The sequence below is a fragment of the Sporosarcina sp. E16_3 genome (assembly GCF_017347125.1).
Classification (GTDB): Bacteria; Bacillota; Bacilli; order Bacillales_A; family Planococcaceae; genus Sporosarcina.
This window is the reverse complement of the sequence record NZ_JADPRX010000010.1, coordinates 13239-32525: the sequence shown is the minus strand read 5'-3', so window position 1 is coordinate 32525 and position 19287 is coordinate 13239. Positions and strand designations below refer to the sequence as shown.

Genomic DNA, 19287 nt, shown 5'->3' with positions numbered 1-19287 from the left:
CTAGTAGCAAAGTATCCACTTGTTAATGGACAGAATATTGTGTATCATTAATAAACTAAGATGAGGTGAACACAATGAGGTTAAAACGAAAAGTATTAGCTTATATTACAAAAGGTGAAGGTGCCGAACGTCAAATTCTTGTGTTCGAGCAAAAAGATAATCCAGATGCCGGCTTGCAAGTCCCTGGTGGTACAATCGAAAAGGACGAGTTATTGTTAGATGCATTGTACCGAGAAATTGAAGAAGAAACAGGTATACAGCGTAGTAATTTAGAGTTAAAAGGAAAAGTAAATAAAACAAACTATTTCCCTGAACATAAGCATGTCATCTATGAAAGAAATATCTTTCATCTTGCATATATTGGCGAAGAACATGCTAAATGGGAACATCGCGTAGACGGAGGCGGAAAAGACGACGGTATGACATTCTGTCATCGCTGGGTATCCGTCAAAAATCTACCTGAACTTGCTGCCAATCAAGACCAGGCAATTGAATTCATTTAGAAAAATAAGCTGTATGGATGTCCACTAGTGGCATCCATACAGCTTATTTTGTCCAATCCGCTAAATACCTAACCCTGGCTACTCTTTACGACTCTACAGAAGAGTCCACTAGATCTATTCGATCCTCTTTCCGAATTTCACCCATCGGAACAAACATCTCAATATGTCTGTAAAGATTTTCAAACCTCGCCGGCAATACGCCACCGTATTCCCCATCCAGGTTTAGAAGAACCTTTTCATTTGATGTCACTGTAATCTTTTCTGCTTTAGTTGAAATCACAAGCGGATCATCAAGATGCTCACCTCTGAGAGCAAGTGAAACAACACGTATGAATTCAGCGATATTACACTTTTTCAGGATGAGCAAAGTGAATTTCCCATCATTAATGCTTGAATCAGGGGCAAGTTTTTCAAAGCCGCCGACTGAATTCGTTAAGCCGACAAGAAACATCATTGCTTCATCATCAAACACTTCTCCATCGTATTCAATCTTGACGTGAGTTGAGTGGATTGACGGCAACATCTCAATACCTTTTAAATAATACGCAAGCTGCCCAAGTACCGTCTTCAATCTGCTTGGGACGTCATATGTCAATTCGGTCAATCTCCCGCCACCTGCAATGTTAATAAAGTGGCGGTCGTTCATTAAACCGACATCAACAGGAATCGTTTCTCCCCGAATGATAATATCTACCGCTTCGTTAATATCACGAGGAATGCGCAGCGCACGTGCAAAGTCGTTCGTCGTTCCCGTAGGAATAAGACCTACCTTAGGACGCTTGTCGAATGGACTTACACCCGCGATGACTTCGTTCAGTGTACCATCCCCACCCGAGGCAATTATAAGGTCAAAACCAGATTTAACAGCATGTTTAGCCGCCTCTGTTGCATCTCCTTCACACGTTGTCGCATGACAAGAGGTTTCATAACCGGCTATTTCAAGCTTCTCGAGTACCTCACCCAGGTGTTTGCGGAATGCTTCGCGTCCCGACGTCGGATTATATATAATTCTTGCTCGTTTCATCCGGAATTCCCTCTATTCGTACATATGTTTTTTATTGATAAGCAAAAATACTTCAATTATAGTACACGCACTTTGGCGCTTAAGATTGTTTCTGCAATACTGGTAAGAAAGTTTTACGGATGTCATCGTATACAGTTAACCAAAGTTCAGGTTTAGATGTATATTCAGCAGTAATTCGCTCAATGAACGCCTGCTGCTTTTCTTTATACGTTGGTGAATCCGCTGCGGGTAAGTCTTTACGTAGCTCCAAAACATACTCTTGGATAGCTGCCGCCCGCGGTCCCCATTTCGCCTCGACTTCCCCATCTTCCCCTAGCAACAAGTAGACAGGTATCGATCTGCCGCCGTTGGTCAGATGCTTGTCGATTAAGTCTGTATCAGCATCACGGTAAGCCGTGCGTACGTCAAGTTCCGCGGCTTCCGCTATTCTTCGAAGAACCGGATTATTCATCATTGCGTCGCCGCACCAATCTTCCGTAATTACTAGGATATTTGGTTTCTTTACTTTTAACAGCTCGATGAATTCATCATCTGCAGGCACTTCGAATTGTTCATAAATGCGAAAACTTTCTTCTTTATGTTTTTCCATCTTATTCATATACAGTTCGAGTGAAATGGCTTCATCAAAGTATTGTTTTTCAGTTTTCATTAACTATCCACACTCCTTTTCTTCAATTGTACGTCGTCCCTTCCCGCGAATCAAATTACGAGATTAGAAAAAGACGCTCTGTACAGTGACTTGAAAAAGTCTTATACAGAGCGTCTCGTTTTAAAAATAAGAAATAATAAGTTTTTACCTTAAATGGTGTCTAGGCTCCAGGCGCCAGACGCTTTTCTCATTACCTTCTCGCGATTTCCTCGAGAAGGATTTTATTGACGAGTGGCGGGTTTGCTTGCCCTTTCGTCGCTTTCATAATTTGACCAACGAGGAAGCCAACTGCGCGTTCTTTCCCGTTTTTATAGTCTTCGATTGATTGTTCATTTGCATCTAGTATTTCGGTGACGATTGTACGAAGCGTGCCTTCATCAGAAATTTGGACGAGTCCTTTTTCTTTAACGATGTCTGCTGCGTCTCCGCCGTTGTCGATCAATTCCTTAAACACTTTTTTCGCGATTTTCGATGAAATCGTACCATCTGTAATCAATTTGATCATACTCGCAAGACCTTCAGGCGTTAATGCCGTCGCATCAAGTTCTTTTGCCTCTGCATTTAGGTAAGCCGAAACTTCACCCATCAGCCAGTTAGACGCAAGTTTCGCATCCGCTCCAGCCGTAACAGTTGCTTCAAAGAAATCGGACATATCTTTTGTCAATGTCAAAACCATCGCATCGTAAGCAGGTAAATCAAGATCGTTGATATAACGTTCTTTACGAGCATCCGGAAGTTCTGGTATTTCAGCACGAACACGCTCAATCCACGCTTCGTCGATATGAATATCTGTCAAGTCAGGTTCAGGGATAAAACGATAATCATTCGCTGGGCCTTTGACACGCATAAGAAGTGTTTTACCTGTTGCTTCATCGTAACGACGTGTTTGTTGCTCGATTGAACCGCCAGATAACAAGACATCTACTTGACGATCGACTTCATATGCAATTCCTCTGCGTACAAAGTTGAATGAGTTCAAGTTTTTCAATTCCGTTTTCGTACCAAATTCCTCTTGTCCAAACGGACGGATTGAAATGTTGGCGTCACAACGGAGTGATCCTTCTTCCATACGGACGTCGGAAACACCTGTATATTGAATGATTGCTTTCAATTTCTCAAGGAAAGCATACGCTTCTTCTGGGGACCGTACATCAGCTTCTGTCACAATTTCAATTAGTGGTACACCTTGTCTGTTTAAGTCGACAAGTGAGTGACCTTCATCGGTATGTGTCAATTTCCCTGCATCTTCTTCAAGGTGAACGCGTTCAATACGAATCTTTTTCTTTTTACCGTCAACTTCAATTTCGACCCAACCGTTTGCACCAATTGGACGGTCATCTTGAGAGATTTGGTAAGCTTTCGGATTATCGGGATAGAAGTAATGCTTACGGTCGAAATTAGTGATTGGCGCAATTTCACAGTTAAGTGCCATTGCAGCTTTCATACCGAAATCAACTGCAAGTTCGTTCATCACCGGTAATACACCCGGATAAGCCAAGTCAATAACATGAATGTTCATATTTGGTTCGGCACCGAAATGAGCATGAGATGGAGACATAATTTTCGTATCTGTTTTAAGTTCTACGTGGACTTCAAGTCCTACTACTGTTTCAAAGTTCATTATTATTTCCCCTCCCATATGACTGGAGTTTGTGTATGGAAATCAGTCGCTTGTTCGTAAGCATGTGCTACTTTGTAAAGTGTCGCTTCATCGTAATGTTTCCCGATGATTTGAAGACCTAGTGGAAGTCCATTCGAAAAGCCGCATGGAACCGAAATTGCCGGTACACCCGCAAGGTTAATCGGAACTGTCAAAATGTCGTTTGCATACAGCGTCAACGGATCTTCAAGCTTTTCACCAATCTTATAAGCCGTTGTCGCAGATGAAGGTCCGATGATTACATCGTATTTCTCAAATAGATTCGCAAAGTCCTGCGCGATGAGTGTACGAACTTTTTGTGATTTCACATATAAATCTTCGTGATGAGCTGCACCTAGTGCATACATACCGAATAAAATACGTTTTTTCACTTCGGTACCAAAGGCTTCAGAACGTGAACGTGCGTATAGTTCTTCAAGATTCTGGACGCCTTCAGCACGGTAGCCATAGCGAATACCGTCAAAACGAGCCAGATTTGATGATGCTTCAGATGAAGAAATCACATAGTAAACAGGAGATGCATACTTCGAATGCGGAAGTGAAACTTCTTCCCACTCAGCACCAAGTGATTCGAGCACTTTGAGCGCTTCCATCACTGCATTTTTCGCTTCTGCAGATACGCCTTCACCTAAATACTCTGCTGGAACACCAATTTTCAAGCCTTTAATGTCGCCAGTTAGCGCAGCTCTGAAATCAGGTACTGGCTGAGGAGATGTAGATGAATCTTTAGGGTCTAAGCCTGCAATTGCACTTAGCAATAATGCATTGTCTTCAACGTTGCGCGTAATCGGACCAATTTGGTCTAATGATGATGCGAACGCAACAAGACCTGAGCGTGATACGCGACCATATGTTGGCTTCATACCGACAACGCCACAAAATGCAGCAGGTTGACGGACAGATCCGCCTGTATCTGAACCAAGTGCAAACGCAACTTCGCCAGCTGCTACTGCTGCCGCAGAACCACCTGATGAGCCTCCTGGAACGTATTCAAGATTCCATGGATTATGTGTTGTCTTGAATGCAGAGCGTTCTGTTGTTGACCCCATGGCAAATTCGTCCATGTTTAGTTTCCCGATTGTTACCATGCCTGCTTCATTGATTTTATCAACCACTGTCGCATCGTAAACGGGTACAAAGTCTTCAAGCATCTTACTTGCAGCAGTCGTAACAATGCCTTTTGTAACGATATTATCTTTTAGACCAATTGGTAAACCGAATAATGGTCCGCGTCCGTCCATTGGCAGCTTGTCCAATTCTTCTGCTTTAGCAAGTGCTTGGTCTTCATTTGTCGACAAGAAAGCTTGTACCTGTCCATCCATTTTTGCAATACGGTTTAGTGATTCTGCCGTCAGTTCTTTGACAGATACTTCCCGATTATGTAATAGCGACTGAAGCTCTGTTGCCGTCTTTTTGAATAACGTCATTTTTCTTCCTCCTTAAATCCATTCATCAAAGGATAGTCGGCACTTTGATTTGTCCGTCTTCGTGTTCTATCACGCTCTTCAACATCTCTTCCCTGTCAAGCGCGTCTGTCGGAATATCCTTACGCAATACATTGTAAAGCGGCAGTGGATGTGTCATTGTAGCAACCTGCTCAGTGTCCACTTCTTGTAGCTTATTGGAAAATCCAATCAGGTCTTCGAGTTGCTCAGCGAACATTTCTGCCTCAGCGTCTGTCATAGCAATTCTCGCTAGACCTGCGTGACGTTTCACTTCATCAATCGTCAATTGTGTCATTGTTTTTCCTCCTCCTCTTTGAATTGTACGGTTAATCATATCATCTTCCTATTATGATGAAAAGTTATGTTGATCAATAGCCATAAATATGAACGAATGGCTTCGCGTCACCAGCCTCTTTTACGATTAATGCCTCCGGTCCATTGACGGACGTTATACTAACTTCTGTATGCACATTTGGGAAATATTTATTGACAAGTGTTGTCATATATTGCGTGAAGCCAATCGTTTCACTTGTACCAAAGAATTGGATTGGCACTTCTATTTCGAGTGATTTTAAGTTGCTGTCTTTATAAAACCCTGTGCCAATGACGTTGACGAAACTCGGGAAATACGCATCAATATCTTGTTTGAAGTTATCAAATGTAGTATTCATATCCCGGTATGCGCCAGTCTCTGAAGAAGCCGGGAACACCACATACTTCTCTATTACTTTTTTCCAGCCTGTCGGTGCCGACTGCCCTTTTCCAGCGACGGCTGTCGCAAAGTAGGTGCCTGGAACAATGGAGTTGCGGCTTTCTTGTTTAAACAATCCGACAACAATCGGGATATCTGATAGCCCTTCCTGTGTGCGGAGACGACGAACGACTTCTTCTGCCATTTTCATGCCTTGCTGTTCAAGTACCTCATCCGTTATTTTGGTCGCTTTTCCACTTCTTGAATAACTGGTTGAGTTGAGTGCTAGACCGACCGAAATACCGGCAAGACGAACTTTCTTTTCATCCGTCATAACGAGGTAGTTCTGTTCGACGATATGGGCCAGATAATTCGGCGCTACTTCCGAGGCTGTATCTTCGCTCATGCCTTCCTTGATGGGTGGATTCAAACCGGCCTCATTCGCAGAGCTTCTTGATAACCAGGCACTGGCAGTCCCCTTATCAATATGTTGCCCTTCCTGGAAGTAATGATTTTTCGGATTGAAATGCTGATTGGAAATACGTAACAGCCCTTCCTCGGCTTCCTGCATATCGTATTTTGTATAGATATTGTTAACGATAAGACCACGGCTCGCACTTTTCTTGAAAGGGATAGGCGTCTTGTAAAACTCCTCTTTCAATCGGACATCCGGTATCATGACAGTCTCTTCAACGCTTTCCTCGTTCTCCTGGATGACTTCTTCTTTCTCTGTTCCGAATGAAGGCAGACATCCTCCAAGTAGAAGAATGGCCGCGAGTCCAGGTAATACACCTAACTTTCTCATCATATAATTACTCCTTTTCGCCAAGCGCTTCAATCAACTGTGCTTCATTCCATACAGTGATTTCGAGCTCCTCAGCTTTTGCCAATTTCGAGCCGGCATCTTCTCCCGCGATTACGAGATCTGTCTTTTTACTTACACTGCCGCTCACTTTTCCACCGAATGCTTCGATTTTCTCTTTCGCTTCGCCGCGGGTTAAAATGGATAGTTTTCCTGTTAGGACCACAGTCTTGCCAGAAAACAATCCGTCTGTTGGGGCGTCTTGCCGCCTGCGTCCTTTATAGGCAGTATTCAATCCGTAAGACTCCAGCTTTCGAAGTACTTCAAGAACTTTTTCATTGCTGAAATAGGTCGTAATTGAATCTGCTACCTTATCCCCGATTTCGTGGATGGTTAGAAGTCGCTCTGCATCGGCTACCATTAAATCGGCAAGTGTTCCGAACTCCTCGGCAAGTATGGCCGCCGCTTTTTCACCTACATGGCGGATTCCAAGTCCAAAGAGCATTTTTTCAAGTGAATTTTCTTTCGATGCCTCAATTGCATTAAGTAGATTTGAGACGGATTTTTCACCCATTCGTTCAAGTTCGATCAATTGCTCCCTTGTTAGCGTATATAGATCCGATACGTCGTGGACAAGATCTGCCTTGTACAATTGGTCGACTACTCGTTCACCAATTCCTTCGATATTCATCGCACCTCGGGACACGAAGTGAATGATTGCTTCTTTCATCTGAGCTGGACATTGCGGATTAACACAACGTATCGCCACTTCCTCTTCAATTCGGACAAGTTCCGAATCGCAAACAGGACAGTTCTTCGGCATTTCAAAAGGCACTTCATCGCCAGTACGTTTCTCCACAATTGCAGCGACTACTTCCGGAATAATATCTCCCGCTTTACGAATAATAACAGTGTCACCGATTCGAACATCTTTTTCTTTAATGAGATCCTCATTATGCAGTGATGCGCGTCCGACTGTCGATCCTGCGACAAGTACTGGTTCAAGTATTGCAGTTGGGGTGACTACACCTGTTCTGCCAACACTAAGCTCTATATCCAGCAATGTTGTGACGACTTCCTCAGCAGGAAACTTGTAGGCGATTGCCCACTTCGGACTTTTCGCTGTAAATCCAAGCTGTTCCTGATCCTCAAAGTTATCGACTTTAACAACAATCCCGTCGATTTCATAGTCAAGAGCAGAGCGGCTTTCCCCCCACTTCCCGACATAGTCAATCACTTCTTCAATTGTGTCACATCGCTTACGTTCCTTGTTCGTTTCGAATCCAAGTGCAGCGAGGTGATCCAGTGAATCCGAATGACTATCCTGTCCATATGCACCACCGTCGCCGCCGATACCATAAACGAATATCGCCAAATTTCGGCTCGCCGCTATTTTAGGATCGAGTTGACGAAGTGAACCCGCCGCTGCGTTACGTGGATTGGCGAATGGTTCTTCACCCGATTCATCGCGCGTTGCATTCAATTTCACGAACGATTGCTTCGGCATATAGGCCTCGCCCCGTACTTCAATCGCAACAGATTCTTGCAGTCGAAGTGGGATTGTCCGGATTGTTTTCAAACTTGCCGTGATATCTTCCCCGACCGTGCCATCTCCGCGCGTTGAGCCTTGCACAAACTTTCCGTCGACATATCTAAGCGAAATCGCAAGTCCATCTATTTTGAGTTCACAAATATACGAAACGTCGTGTCCTGCTGCAGCCTTAACACGCCTGTCAAATTCTTTTAAATCCTCTTCATTGAACGCATTCGATAGACTAAGCATCGGAAACTCGTGGACGACTTTTCCGAATCCCTTTAGTACCTCGCCACCTACCCGCTGCGACGGTGAGTCCGGGTAAATAAGGTCAGGATTTTCCGCTTCAATCGACAACAATTCCTGCATATATTGGTCATAGATTGCGTCAGAGGTAAGCGGTTTATCGAGCACATAATAAGCATGGCCATACTGATGAAGCAGGTTATTCAATTCTTCCACCCGTTTTTCGAGTTCAAGTCGATCCATCGATTTTTTCTCTCCTTCAACCATCATGCTTTTTCAATTGGTGCAAATTTTGCTAAGAGACGTTTGACCCCGATTGGATTCGGAAATGCGATGTCCAGTTCGACTTCTTCGCCTGTCCCTTTTACGCTGACAACCATGCCGGTTCCCCACTTTTTGTGGACCGCTTTGTCGCCCGGGCTCCATCCCATTTTGTCTCCGCCACTTGTGTTATAGACAGGCTTTTTAACTGCAGATCGTACAGCTGCTTCATTGCGTGCCTTGGATCCTCCTCCAATGGAGAATCCAGAATTTCTTGAAACAATTTCTGTAATGTCATCCGAAATTTCTGCGATGAAACGGGAAGGGCTGTTATAGCTCGCACGTCCATATAGCGTACGATATGATGCGGAAGTGAGATAGAGTTTTTGCTCCGCACGCGTGATACCCACGTACGCAAGACGCCTTTCTTCTTCCATCTCCTCATCATCGCCCATTGAACGGGAGTGTGGAAAGACGTTTTCTTCCATTCCGATGATGAAGACAACAGGGAACTCAAGACCTTTTGCTGCGTGCATCGTCATAAGGACAATTTTCTCTGTAGATTTGTTCTCTTCTTTATCAAGTGAATCTATATCTGCGATGAGTGCAAGATCTGTCAAGAAGGCGAGTAATGATTTGTCACCAGTATCCTCTTCTGCCCGTTTTTCAAAAGCTTCTGTGACGGATAGGAACTCTTCGATGTTCTCTAGACGACTTTCTGATTCAATCGTCTTTTCACGGTGAAGCATTTCGCGGTAACCCGATTTATCAAGTATTTGCTCAACAAGTTCAGTTACTGATAAATATTCCTTCATTTGAGTGAATCCAACGATAAGCTCTCGGAACTTGGCAACTTCATTTGCAGCTCTTGACGTGATACCCATAAAGTCAACTTCTTGTAATGCGTCAAAAATAGAGCGGTCGTGTTCAATTGCAAAGCGCGCCATTTTATCGAAAGAAGTAGCACCGATACTTCGCTTTGGCTCATTAATAATTCGGGCCAACGCAAGATCATCATCATTGTTAGAGATGAGTTTTAAGTAAGCAAGCAAGTCCTTGATTTCTTTCCGTTCATAGAACTTCGTGCCGCCAACAATCGTGTAATCGAGATTCGATTTCACAAGATATTCCTCGATAACGCGCGACTGAGCGTTCGTACGATATAGAACAGCGAACTGATCTAGCTTTAATTTCTCCTGCTCTTTCAATTCAATGATTTTACCAACAACAAACTGCGACTCATCTTTTTCATCGCTCGCTTTATAGACATAAATTGAATCGCCTTCTTCATTGTCTGTACGAAGCTTTTTATCATAGCGACTCTTGTTATTTGTTATGACGTCGTTCGCCGCCTGTAAGATGCGTTGCGTCGAACGATAGTTTTGCTCAAGCATGATCATTTCAGCATTTTTATAGTCTTTTTCAAAGGATAGAATATTGCCGATGTCCGCACCCCGCCATCTATAAATAGATTGGTCAGAGTCTCCAACAACACATAAGTTTTTAAATTTAGCCGCCAGCATATTAACAAGTCTGTACTGTGCGTTATTTGTATCCTGATACTCATCAACATGAATGTATTGGAATTTGTTTTGATAAAATTCAAGGACATCTGGTACACGTTCGAATAAAACGAGTGTCATCATGATTAAATCGTCAAAATCGAACGATTGGTTTTGGCGCAATCGTTTTGCATAGCCATCGTAGACATCTGCAATTGTTTTTTCGTAAGGGTTGTGGGGGTTGATTTGAGCGCGGTACATTTCCGCATCAATACATTCGTTTTTCGCTGAGCTGATAGCGTTCAGCATTGTACGCGGTTCGTACTGTTTTGCATCAAGGTTCAACGTTTTCAAAACGCTTTTAATAACCGACAATTGATCGGCTGAATCGAGAATCGAAAATGATTTTGAAATTCCGATTCGATCGCTATCGCGACGCAAGATCCGAACACACATTGAGTGGAAGGTAGAAACCCACATCCGCTCGCCTGTCCCCGCACCAAGCAGTCCATCGATACGGTCACGCATTTCACGTGCTGCCTTGTTAGTAAATGTAATCGCTAAAATATTGGAAGGATAAATATTTTTCTCAACGACGAGATAGGCAATCCGGTGTGTCAGGACACGTGTTTTACCGGAGCCAGCACCCGCCATAATAAGAAGTGCACCTTCTGTTTTTTTCACTGCACGTGCTTGTTCTGGGTTCATACCTATAAGTAAGTCTTCTGCTATTTTATTCATCTATTTATCGCCCTCTCGGAACATTTGTTCTTTTATTATACACTGATTTGGTCTTAACGGGAAACCCGTTTCACCGCGTCGACTGTTGCCAGGGCCGCCTTGAAATCTTCATAGATGACGTTGCCAACGATAATCGTATCAGCGATTTCAGCCATCTTTTTAGCATCTTCAACAGTTCTGATGCCACCACCGTAAAAAAGACGTGTTTTTTCAAGCACGCGTGATGCTGCTTCTACTACCCTTGGATTACCGTACATACCGCTGTATTCTAGATAAAAAATAGGTAATTTGAAAAGATGTTCCGCCATGCGAGCATAAGCGATGACATCCTCTTCGTCCGGTACTTCTGTCACGCCGGTCAATTTCGCCGCTTTACAGTCGGGGTTCATAATACAATACCCCTCTGCTTGAATTTCATCCCAATCCATCATATGACCATATTCACGGAGCGCGGAATGATGGAGACCATTAATCCATTCTACTTTCGTTGAGTTAAGCACCGTTGGGATGAAATAATAATCAAAACCCGGTGTCACTGAGTCAACTGTCGATATTTCAAGTGCAACTGAAACGGAATACCTTCTGATGCGGACGAGTAAATCGAGTACGTTATCTAGTGTCACTCCATCTGTACCACCAACAATAATCCCATCTGTTCCTGACTCTGCAAGGAGTTCCAATTGCTCGTCTGTTACCGCTTTTTCAGGATCTAATTTAAAGGCATGACGCCATGTTGTGAAATCCATGTTTGACCACCCAATCTTATAATGTTCGTTTCTCTAGTATAGCAAAAAAACCGGACAGATTCTTTCCCTGTCCGGTTCTCCCTAAAAGCGTAAGGCGCCTGCCTAGATAACACCTAGATGCATTTGGCATCTTGGGGTTACTTATTTGGTCTCGACTTGCCCTTCATCCACTTGCGGGTAAAGGCGTCCAAGTACTTTTCCATACCCGCCAGAGCCATAATCCACACAGCGCCGCACCCTTGAGATTGTTGCAGTACTGGCACCTGTCTCACCTTGTATCTTATCGTACGTCTTCTTCATCATAAGCATTTGTGCCACTTCGAGACGTTGGGCGAGTGACTGCAATTCACTTATCGTGACGAGATCGTCAAAGAATTCATAGCATTCATCGAGGTCTTTTAATTCGAGCATTGCCTTAAATAGTTGGTCCGTCTGATGGCCACGGATTTTGTCAATTTGCATACGTCTCCCTCTCTCTGAATGAATTTCTTAAGGGGTATATGTGACAGACGTTCCCATTCCAGGATGAGTAGAAACGACGTGAATCCATGTTTTACCCGGAACTAGTTCTGCGGGAACACCATTTTCCATAGGTGTCAGGATTCCATCTATATTTTTCCACTCGATTTCCTTTTCAATACCAGCGTGGAATAGCATACCTTTACCGCCCGACTCAATATCGACTGACTGTCTGCCGACGTTATCAATTGTACGATGAGCTGTTTCGAATATAAGTATATTGGATAGCTCCACTGGTTTTTCATTGGATTTATCGACTGTTTGTATCCCTTTTACCATTCTATTATACGTTCCTTTTTCAGCATCATAAGAATAAGTACTTGTAAAATCCGGATCTGTTCCATAACGAACAACGAGCATTGATGCGATATCTCCTATTTTAGCATCTTCTATCGATTCTAGGAAAGAAAATGCCGGTTTCACTGACAACTCTGTCGACGAATTGGTCTTCTCCATACCCGCTAGCACATTATCCTTCGTTATATACGAATTATGCGGAGCTCTTCGTTCCTTAGAGCGATTGAACAGCGTTCCATCATATTGCATGCCGTTTATATTATCTACAAAACGGTCTTGCAGCATTTGTTTGGCATCAGGGCTATATCCGTGAGCCACGTAAAATGCATCAAGGCCTTTTGAGATATGCACAAAGTAATCCCTAGCACTGCGGATAGGGCCGATTTCTTCAGGAAGTTCACTTTGGAATAATGCCAAAAGCCTTGTGATATTGCCCTCTGCTGCTAGTTCATAGACAATATCAGCATCACTAATACCTGATTGCGGCCTTGCTAGCGGATGGTTATTAATCGTCGCAAGAACAGCGCGATGGGTACTTTCCTCTTCTGATAGAACACCAGTGAACGGTGCTTTATACAAAGTTGGGCCCTGTACAGGTTCTTCTTCAACGACTACTTCTATCTCTTCCTCTATCGGCTCGGGTATGTCGTCCTCCGCCTTCTCTTCTTTCGAACACGCCGCAAGCAGCAATAGTAAGATCGCTATAAACAATAGCCATCCCCTCATTTTCTTCTCCATCTTTGCCTCCTATCTTCCGGTTGCCGGAACAATAATTTCTTTTTTCATAACATCATACATTCCCATCTGCGTGATACGTATGTACGGCAAATGTGTTGATTGTAGGAACAGCAACGTGTAGACCGCATCGCCTTTCGTATAACCGCGTTCTGCAAGCGCCCTTTTCAATTCTAACTCTTGTTCAATCAATTTATGAACCGGCTCCGCCGATAATCCGCCGCCGATTGGCAGCGGAAGAGTCGCGACGATTCCACCGTTTTCCGAGAGCACCATACCCCCGCCAATTCGTTTAATTTCCTTGAAGGCATTGTGCATTTCTTTTTTATCCTTACCGATTAAGATAAAATCCCCTGTATTCGAATACGAAGAAGCAAAGCCTTGAATCCCTGTTGCGAACCCTTTTATAACTGCGTTGACATGCCATTTTCCATTCCTATCAAGAAGCATCAGGAAACTTTCATCGTGATCATCCGCGAGTTTATCGCCATTTGTGTCAATCGTCACATTATATGGTTTTGTAATGACGTCGTTGAGCATTTCGATTCCAATCGGGTTGTCAAATATGAAATCCGATTCATCAAGATCAAATTTCGGTGCGAACGCTTCAACAAATGACCAATCAATGGCGGGGAAATGTTCAGTCGATTCATTTTCACTTTTCAACCATTTCCCTTTGGATAAAACATCCGTCGGTACTGGGTTGTATTCATCCTCCAGGATATTTAGCGTTGCATAACGACCCGTGGCAATAAATCCGTGTAAATCGGTCATGTCATGATAGCGCGCAACGTTATAAGATGCCATCTGGTATGCATCAATTGGCGGAACTCCCGCTTCAAGCGCGGCACGGATACACTTATCCATAACGCCATCGAGGTGGAATGAAGGTGTCGAACCATCAGTAGTCATCATCAAGTGATCGAACACATTTAATTCTTTGGCAACAATGTCTTTTAATAAATGAGGGAGATCTGGGCGAATAGACGAATAGCGAAGGGTCACTCCATACCCATGCAGCAGCCGTGCCTCTACCTCTTCTACCGTCATCGCTTCATGATCACCGTCTGTTCCAAGAAGACGCATCCGTGCCAAGGTCCGCTCAGAAGCGCCAGGGAAATGCCCTTCGATTTTCTTGCCCCCTATTTTTGCAGCATTTACAGAAGCGACCATGTTAGGTTCACCAGTCATCAGCCGCGGCCAACCTGTCAATTCCCCGCCCACCAACACTTCTGGACGTTCAATCCACTCTTTAATAGACGCTAGATTAAACAATTCAGCCTCATTCTGTAGAATCGTCTGCGAGTCAAACCGCGCCCACCAGTAAAACGAAAACGGCAATTTATTCAATTCATCAAGCAACGCAAACGATGTTTCATTTTTAAGTGACATAAATAAAATGAGATTATCCGAAATAAATGTCGTTGTCCCAAGTCGAGATGCATAATCTGCAAACGTCCGTGGGTTGTACAACTGAAACGGATGCACATGCGGTTCTATATAACCAGGAACAATTTTCTTCCCCGTAGCATCGAAGATTTCGGCACCTTCTGTCATTGCCGGCATCTCTTTGCCAGCGTAAACAATCCGGTCACCAGCAATCCAAATGTTTCCTGTCACCCATTTTTTATAGATTGAATGTAAATATTCTGCGTTGGTGATAATGAGGTCCGGCGCTTTCTTACCGTCAATCATATGTAGTTGGTTTTTTATTTCTTTAGGCTCCCACATGATACACTCTCCCTTTAACTGAACTATTCATACTATTTATCGTAGCATAGCATTGAGGAAATAAATAGGGAGTTCGGTAGACACTTTTTGTTATTTCGGACAAACAAGGAGTTCATATTGAGGCGGGCGTTGTGAAGTTTACATTGAACGTTATTAACTTTTGATATTCTGTTGTCTACTTTTGAGGTAACGTTGCATGCTTTCTCCACTTTGTTGTTTAGTTTACGCGGCGCGTTGTTCACTTTCAGAGATACGTTGCGAACCTTTCCCTCAGTAAAAGGTTTCCACCTCCTTTTGACGAAATAGTACAGTACTACAATCGATTGGATTTGATAAAATGACCGCCAAGATGCAGTTTGATAAAGAGATGGCCGCTGAATATGATCGAGGTGTACGCCGGACGTTGCCTACCTACGATTCAATGTTTAAACTTGTACAGGCTTATCTTCGGGCAAATATAACACAACAAGAAAGTGTATTAATAATTGGAGCGGGTGGCGGCAATGAACTTGCCACATTAGGACCTGCTAATCCCGAGTGGACATTTACGGCAGTGGACCCCGCGCCGCCAATGCTTGATTTCGCGCGAATGAAAGCAATCGATTTGAAGATGGATGACCGTGTGGAATTCGTCGAAGGAACTGTCAATGATGTGACAGATGAGAAACTGTTCGGGGCTGCAACCTGTATGCTCGTCCTTCACTTCATTGAAGATGTCGATGAAAAAAGCAATCTACTTAAAAAAATAAGACACCATCTATCACCCGGCGCCCCATTCGTTATGGCATCCATGTACGGGAATCCGAGCGACCCCTCATTTAATGAGCTATTCGCTCTATGGAAAGCGTACTGGTTGGATTCAACAAATTTAACTGAAGCAGAGGTAAATGAAATGGAGAAAACAGTAAGGAAGCTTTCCTTTATTCCTGAAGAGGAGATTGTCCGTTTGCTAAGGGAAGCTGGATTTGGGAACATTGCTAAGTTCTTCACGACGAATATGTTTGGTGGGTGGATTTGTAAGGCGGAGTAGGTGGTCAATAAAAAATCCATTGAATCCGCTGCGGCGCTTGGGGATGCCTCCCACGATAAGCCTGATAGAAAATCACTATCAGTCTTATCGCTTCAGCTACCCCAGTAAGGCGCCTTCGCTGGAGAGTGGATAGAATCAATCCATTCTTTTTTTCTTGAACACAATGCTTGTCAAAACAAAAACACCGATAATCCAAAGCGCAATGATGCCAAAATTCAACCAAACTCCACCAAGTCCAATTCCACTTTCAACCTTGACTGCAATGGCCGCAAGTTGTGTATTCGGCGTATAATCCATCACTTTCAATATAGGATATTTGTCTGCAAACATCGTAGCCATCGATCCAAAACCGAACACAATCATAAATGGCATAATAATAACAGAAGCTTCCATAACCGATTTAGCAAGTAAGCCAAGGAGCGTTCCCAGTCCGATGAAGAAGATAGAAGTGAACAGGATTGCGATGGCTATAACAACAATTTGCTCTGGGTGATAGCCCGTTAAAAAAGCCCCAATTATAACAATAATCATCATCGCTATTAAGCTCAACAAACTTTTACCACCGAGTATTTCCAATGTCGAAGCAGGCGACAACATTAATCCGCGAAGGGTATTCTTCTCTTTCTCTTCAGCAATTAAACAGCACTGAATAAATGATCCCACAGTAACCATTGCGATATTAATAACCATATAATGCCCATCAATCGCAATATCATCACTCATCTTGCCCATGACAAATGCAATAATCAGCGGCATAGACGCTGTAAGCGAAACAGCTGAGTTTCTTAATATATCTTTAAGGTCTTTCTGAAAGATAGCATTTACACGTTTCATTGAAAAAGTCATGATAATTTCCTCCCTGTCACTTCGACGAAAATATCGCCTAATGTTGGTTCGTTTGTATGAATGGACACAACATTGTTTGACGACATATAATCGAACATCTTCCCGGCATCTTCAGCTGTGCTCTTCAAGACGACTTTCTCATTGTTTTTAAGCTCTACAGTCATTGTTGAATCCGAATACTGTTTTCTTAACTTCCCTGGTTCATCCATAAGTCTAATTTGGCCTTTGTTTAAAAATGCGACCCGATCACAGAGCAATTCCGCTTCATTCATATCATGAGTGGTAAGGAAAATTGTTGTCCCCCGTGCTTTTAATTCACGCAACCCACTATGAATATGTTGTGAATTCACTGGATCAAGCGCCGATGTCGGTTCATCAAGGAATAATAGTTCAGGTTCGTGTAAAAGTGTTCGTGCCAGCATCACACGCTGCAGCATTCCTTTTGACAAATTCGAAACAACCTTTTTCTTTTCTTCTGTTAGATTAACAAGCGCTAACACATCGGCAATCCGTTGTTCCGATACTTCATACAGCACACAATAAAGCTTCAAGTTATCGTAAATGGATAGCCTACTATACAATCCACTGTTATCCGTCAGCACTCCGATTTTCTTTCTCGATTCACCTTTTTTCATCCCTGAAACCGGTTCTCCAAAGACGGCCGCTTTTCCGCTCGTTTGGTTTAATTGACCCGTCAATATTTTAATCGTTGTTGTTTTTCCCGAACCACTTGGGCCAAGAAATCCAAAAATCTCTCCCCTTTTAACGTAAAAACTGACGTCTTCAAGTGCCGTCTCGTTTGCGAAAACTTTCTCCAATGATTGAACTTCGATGATTTTTTCCATTGTACTCCCCCTAAAATGTGCAAGTCGTTATTTTGTTGCTACACCTTTAGATTAGGTCGTTTTCAAAGAAAAAACATCATATTTGCCGTGAAAAGAGCCTTTTCGGGGGTGAATGGAGCTTATTTCAGGCCCAACATCACTTTCAATTCAGCCATTTTTGTTTTCGACAGTGGGATATTCGACTTTTTTTCATCATCTAAAATGAGACTGTAACTGTTCCGTGTCCATGTAATTACCTCGCGAACTTTTTGAAGGTTTACGATATAGGATCGATGGCAACGAAAAAATCCGAAATGCTGCAATCGTTCTTCAAGCTCATTCATCGTGAACATCGTTGGAAATGCTTCCCCGTTAATATGGAGTGAAGACTGTCCATCGTTGCTTTCAATATAATCAATTTCAGGTGGATCAAAGAGAACAATTTTCTCATTTACCTTCGTAGGTATTTTTTCAAATCGGACTGGTTGTATTTCTGTTTTATCTATTTCAGCGCTCGCTTCCAAAATTGAAGGTATGTCCTCTTCAAGTTCCCTAGCTATTTGAATTTCATGCAAACCACTTTCATCCAACTTAAAAACTTTATCCGATAAAATGACTGCACTCTCCATATTTCCCGTTAATATCAGTACACTCTTACCTTTAGCCCGCAGCTCTTCCAGCATAATAATTAATACGCGCTGTGTTTCGATATCGATGTTTTGGTCGGGTTCTTCATATATGAACTGCTCAGGATTTTGAATGAGGAGCTTCGCAAATTGGATCCGTCTTTGCTCCGAGTGAGATAATTTCTTTATCCTTACATTTCGCTTCTCTTCAAGGTGAACTTTTCGTAAAATCGTTGCAGTAGATATATCTGCGCTATAAAGTTTACGGTAAAAATTGAGCTGTTCAGCAACCGTTAAACGCTCGTATAGCCCTTCATTCAGAAATGAAAAACCGATGTCTGAAAGAGTCACCTTTGAAATCTCGACATCATTTATGTATATTTCGCCGTTTAAAATAGGTATTTCCCTAGTAAGCATCTGTAAAAGCGTATTGCGCACATTAAGACTGGAGTAGATTGCCGTTACTTGATTACTACCACTATGTAAGTTGAATTCCGGAAAAATGAGTGAATCATTTAATCTTTTCTCCACGCTAGTAAATTGCAAACCCATTGTCTCTTCACCTTTCTGTTAAAGCATCACCTTAAGTATAAATAACCTGGTAAATTTTGCAACTATACATTCGGCACTACTTATTTAGAATTAACTAGGTTGTATACGTCGTCAGTATAACGAACAAATCTAGCGCAGGAGCGACAAGTGTGAGCCGATGCAATAAGACCGACAGCGATCTTCCTGACGGGCTTAATGCTTGAGGCCATCACCAAGCGACTAAGCGGCTTCAGAAGAAAATTCCATTTGTTAAGTACCGACTATATACGTATTCTACAAGTCTCTCATTTCTTTATTACTGGATTGGGTGTTTCGTAAACATG

The 19287-nt window shown here is 42.9% G+C and carries 17 protein-coding genes; 2 read left to right on the top strand and 15 right to left on the bottom strand.

All coding sequences use genetic code 11. The features are described from left to right. The first annotated feature begins 74 nt into the window (after nucleotides 1-74). Nucleotides 75-503, top strand: a complete 429-nt coding sequence (locus I2483_RS08310) for an NUDIX hydrolase (protein ID WP_207175232.1) — start codon at nucleotides 75-77, stop codon at nucleotides 501-503. A gap of 85 nt (nucleotides 504-588) precedes the next feature. Here the strand turns inward: I2483_RS08310 and I2483_RS08305 are convergent, their stop codons facing one another. The 12 genes from I2483_RS08305 to I2483_RS08250 all read right to left on the bottom strand — a co-directional run bounded on the left by I2483_RS08305 (nucleotide 589) and on the right by I2483_RS08250 (nucleotide 15086). Then, nucleotides 589-1527 carry a diacylglycerol kinase gene (locus tag I2483_RS08305; protein WP_207175230.1) on the bottom strand — a complete coding sequence of 313 codons (939 nt, stop codon included), beginning with the start codon at nucleotides 1525-1527 and terminating at the stop codon, nucleotides 589-591. Between the two features lie 79 nt (nucleotides 1528-1606). Beyond that, entirely contained in the window at nucleotides 1607-2176 is a 570-nt protein-coding gene (locus I2483_RS08300) for a thioredoxin family protein (RefSeq protein WP_186672445.1), read from the bottom strand. 190 nt (nucleotides 2177-2366) lie between these two features. After that, nucleotides 2367-3797 carry an Asp-tRNA(Asn)/Glu-tRNA(Gln) amidotransferase subunit GatB gene (gene gatB, locus I2483_RS08295; protein ID WP_207175228.1) on the bottom strand — a complete coding sequence of 477 codons (1431 nt, stop codon included), beginning with the start codon at nucleotides 3795-3797 and terminating at the stop codon, nucleotides 2367-2369. 2 nt (nucleotides 3798-3799) lie between these two features. Then, the gene (gatA, locus tag I2483_RS08290) at nucleotides 3800-5263 is read right to left on the bottom strand and encodes an Asp-tRNA(Asn)/Glu-tRNA(Gln) amidotransferase subunit GatA (RefSeq protein ID WP_207175226.1); all 1464 of its coding nucleotides are present in this window, start codon (nucleotides 5261-5263) and stop codon (nucleotides 3800-3802) included. Between the two features lie 25 nt (nucleotides 5264-5288). After that, nucleotides 5289-5576 (bottom strand): Asp-tRNA(Asn)/Glu-tRNA(Gln) amidotransferase subunit GatC, encoded by a 288-nt coding sequence (gatC, locus tag I2483_RS08285; RefSeq protein ID WP_207175224.1) that lies wholly within the window; start codon nucleotides 5574-5576, stop codon nucleotides 5289-5291. Between the two features lie 73 nt (nucleotides 5577-5649). After that, a complete protein-coding gene (locus tag I2483_RS08280) occupies nucleotides 5650-6780 on the bottom strand; it encodes a CamS family sex pheromone protein (protein ID WP_346267713.1) in 1131 nt (376 codons plus the stop codon). A 4-nt stretch (nucleotides 6781-6784) separates the two neighbouring features. After that, nucleotides 6785-8797, bottom strand: coding sequence for an NAD-dependent DNA ligase LigA (gene ligA / locus I2483_RS08275; protein WP_207175222.1), 2013 nt, complete (start codon nucleotides 8795-8797; stop codon nucleotides 6785-6787). A gap of 23 nt (nucleotides 8798-8820) precedes the next feature. Next, entirely contained in the window at nucleotides 8821-11058 is a 2238-nt protein-coding gene (gene pcrA / locus I2483_RS08270; RefSeq protein ID WP_207175220.1) for a DNA helicase PcrA, read from the bottom strand. A gap of 53 nt (nucleotides 11059-11111) precedes the next feature. Beyond that, nucleotides 11112-11804 (bottom strand): heptaprenylglyceryl phosphate synthase, encoded by a 693-nt coding sequence (pcrB, locus tag I2483_RS08265; protein WP_207175217.1) that lies wholly within the window; start codon nucleotides 11802-11804, stop codon nucleotides 11112-11114. Nucleotides 11805-11945: 141 nt separating this feature from the next. Continuing rightward, on the bottom strand, nucleotides 11946-12266 hold the full coding sequence (locus I2483_RS08260) for a YerC/YecD family TrpR-related protein (protein ID WP_207175215.1): 321 nt from the start codon (nucleotides 12264-12266) through the stop codon (nucleotides 11946-11948). A gap of 27 nt (nucleotides 12267-12293) precedes the next feature. Further along, nucleotides 12294-13358, bottom strand: a complete 1065-nt coding sequence (locus I2483_RS08255) for a DUF3048 domain-containing protein (RefSeq protein WP_255550351.1) — start codon at nucleotides 13356-13358, stop codon at nucleotides 12294-12296. A 9-nt stretch (nucleotides 13359-13367) separates the two neighbouring features. After that, nucleotides 13368-15086, bottom strand: a complete 1719-nt coding sequence (locus I2483_RS08250; protein WP_207175213.1) for an adenine deaminase C-terminal domain-containing protein — start codon at nucleotides 15084-15086, stop codon at nucleotides 13368-13370. Between the two features lie 337 nt (nucleotides 15087-15423). Here I2483_RS08250 and I2483_RS08245 point away from each other — a divergent pair, with 337 nt between their 5' ends. After that, nucleotides 15424-16116, top strand: coding sequence for a class I SAM-dependent methyltransferase (locus I2483_RS08245; protein ID WP_207175211.1), 693 nt, complete (start codon nucleotides 15424-15426; stop codon nucleotides 16114-16116). A gap of 135 nt (nucleotides 16117-16251) precedes the next feature. Here the strand turns inward: I2483_RS08245 and I2483_RS08240 are convergent, their stop codons facing one another. The 3 genes from I2483_RS08240 to I2483_RS08230 form a co-directional block, all read right to left on the bottom strand. Then, on the bottom strand, nucleotides 16252-16962 hold the full coding sequence (locus I2483_RS08240) for an ABC transporter permease (protein ID WP_207175209.1): 711 nt from the start codon (nucleotides 16960-16962) through the stop codon (nucleotides 16252-16254). Then, nucleotides 16959-17807, bottom strand: coding sequence for an ABC transporter ATP-binding protein (locus tag I2483_RS08235; RefSeq protein ID WP_207175207.1), 849 nt, complete (start codon nucleotides 17805-17807; stop codon nucleotides 16959-16961). The genes I2483_RS08240 and I2483_RS08235 overlap by 4 nt, the downstream gene beginning before the upstream one ends. A gap of 119 nt (nucleotides 17808-17926) precedes the next feature. Continuing rightward, nucleotides 17927-18964, bottom strand: coding sequence for a LytTR family transcriptional regulator DNA-binding domain-containing protein (locus I2483_RS08230; RefSeq protein ID WP_207175205.1), 1038 nt, complete (start codon nucleotides 18962-18964; stop codon nucleotides 17927-17929). Nucleotides 18965-19287 lie beyond the last annotated feature (323 nt).

What these genes read in the sequence shown, in the direction of transcription:
- I2483_RS08230 (WP_207175205.1), bottom strand. Translation starts at nt 18,964, where the DNA reads ATGGGTTTGCAATTTACTAGCGTGGAGAAAAGATTAAATGATTCACTC.
- gatB (WP_207175228.1), bottom strand. Translation starts at nt 3,797, where the DNA reads ATGAACTTTGAAACAGTAGTAGGACTTGAAGTCCACGTAGAACTTAAA.
- I2483_RS08260 (WP_207175215.1), bottom strand. Translation starts at nt 12,266, where the DNA reads ATGCAAATTGACAAAATCCGTGGCCATCAGACGGACCAACTATTTAAG.
- I2483_RS08255 (WP_255550351.1), bottom strand. Translation starts at nt 13,358, where the DNA reads ATGGAGAAGAAAATGAGGGGATGGCTATTGTTTATAGCGATCTTACTA.
- I2483_RS08280 (WP_346267713.1), bottom strand. Translation starts at nt 6,780, where the DNA reads ATGATGAGAAAGTTAGGTGTATTACCTGGACTCGCGGCCATTCTTCTA.
- gatA (WP_207175226.1), bottom strand. Translation starts at nt 5,263, where the DNA reads ATGACGTTATTCAAAAAGACGGCAACAGAGCTTCAGTCGCTATTACAT.
- I2483_RS08305 (WP_207175230.1), bottom strand. Translation starts at nt 1,527, where the DNA reads ATGAAACGAGCAAGAATTATATATAATCCGACGTCGGGACGCGAAGCA.
- I2483_RS08300 (WP_186672445.1), bottom strand. Translation starts at nt 2,176, where the DNA reads ATGAAAACTGAAAAACAATACTTTGATGAAGCCATTTCACTCGAACTG.
- gatC (WP_207175224.1), bottom strand. Translation starts at nt 5,576, where the DNA reads ATGACACAATTGACGATTGATGAAGTGAAACGTCACGCAGGTCTAGCG.
- I2483_RS08245 (WP_207175211.1), top strand. Translation starts at nt 15,424, where the DNA reads ATGACCGCCAAGATGCAGTTTGATAAAGAGATGGCCGCTGAATATGAT.
- pcrB (WP_207175217.1), bottom strand. Translation starts at nt 11,804, where the DNA reads ATGGATTTCACAACATGGCGTCATGCCTTTAAATTAGATCCTGAAAAA.
- ligA (WP_207175222.1), bottom strand. Translation starts at nt 8,797, where the DNA reads ATGGATCGACTTGAACTCGAAAAACGGGTGGAAGAATTGAATAACCTG.
- I2483_RS08250 (WP_207175213.1), bottom strand. Translation starts at nt 15,086, where the DNA reads ATGTGGGAGCCTAAAGAAATAAAAAACCAACTACATATGATTGACGGT.
- pcrA (WP_207175220.1), bottom strand. Translation starts at nt 11,058, where the DNA reads ATGAATAAAATAGCAGAAGACTTACTTATAGGTATGAACCCAGAACAA.
- I2483_RS08310 (WP_207175232.1), top strand. Translation starts at nt 75, where the DNA reads ATGAGGTTAAAACGAAAAGTATTAGCTTATATTACAAAAGGTGAAGGT.
- I2483_RS08240 (WP_207175209.1), bottom strand. Translation starts at nt 16,962, where the DNA reads ATGACTTTTTCAATGAAACGTGTAAATGCTATCTTTCAGAAAGACCTT.
- I2483_RS08235 (WP_207175207.1), bottom strand. Translation starts at nt 17,807, where the DNA reads ATGGAAAAAATCATCGAAGTTCAATCATTGGAGAAAGTTTTCGCAAAC.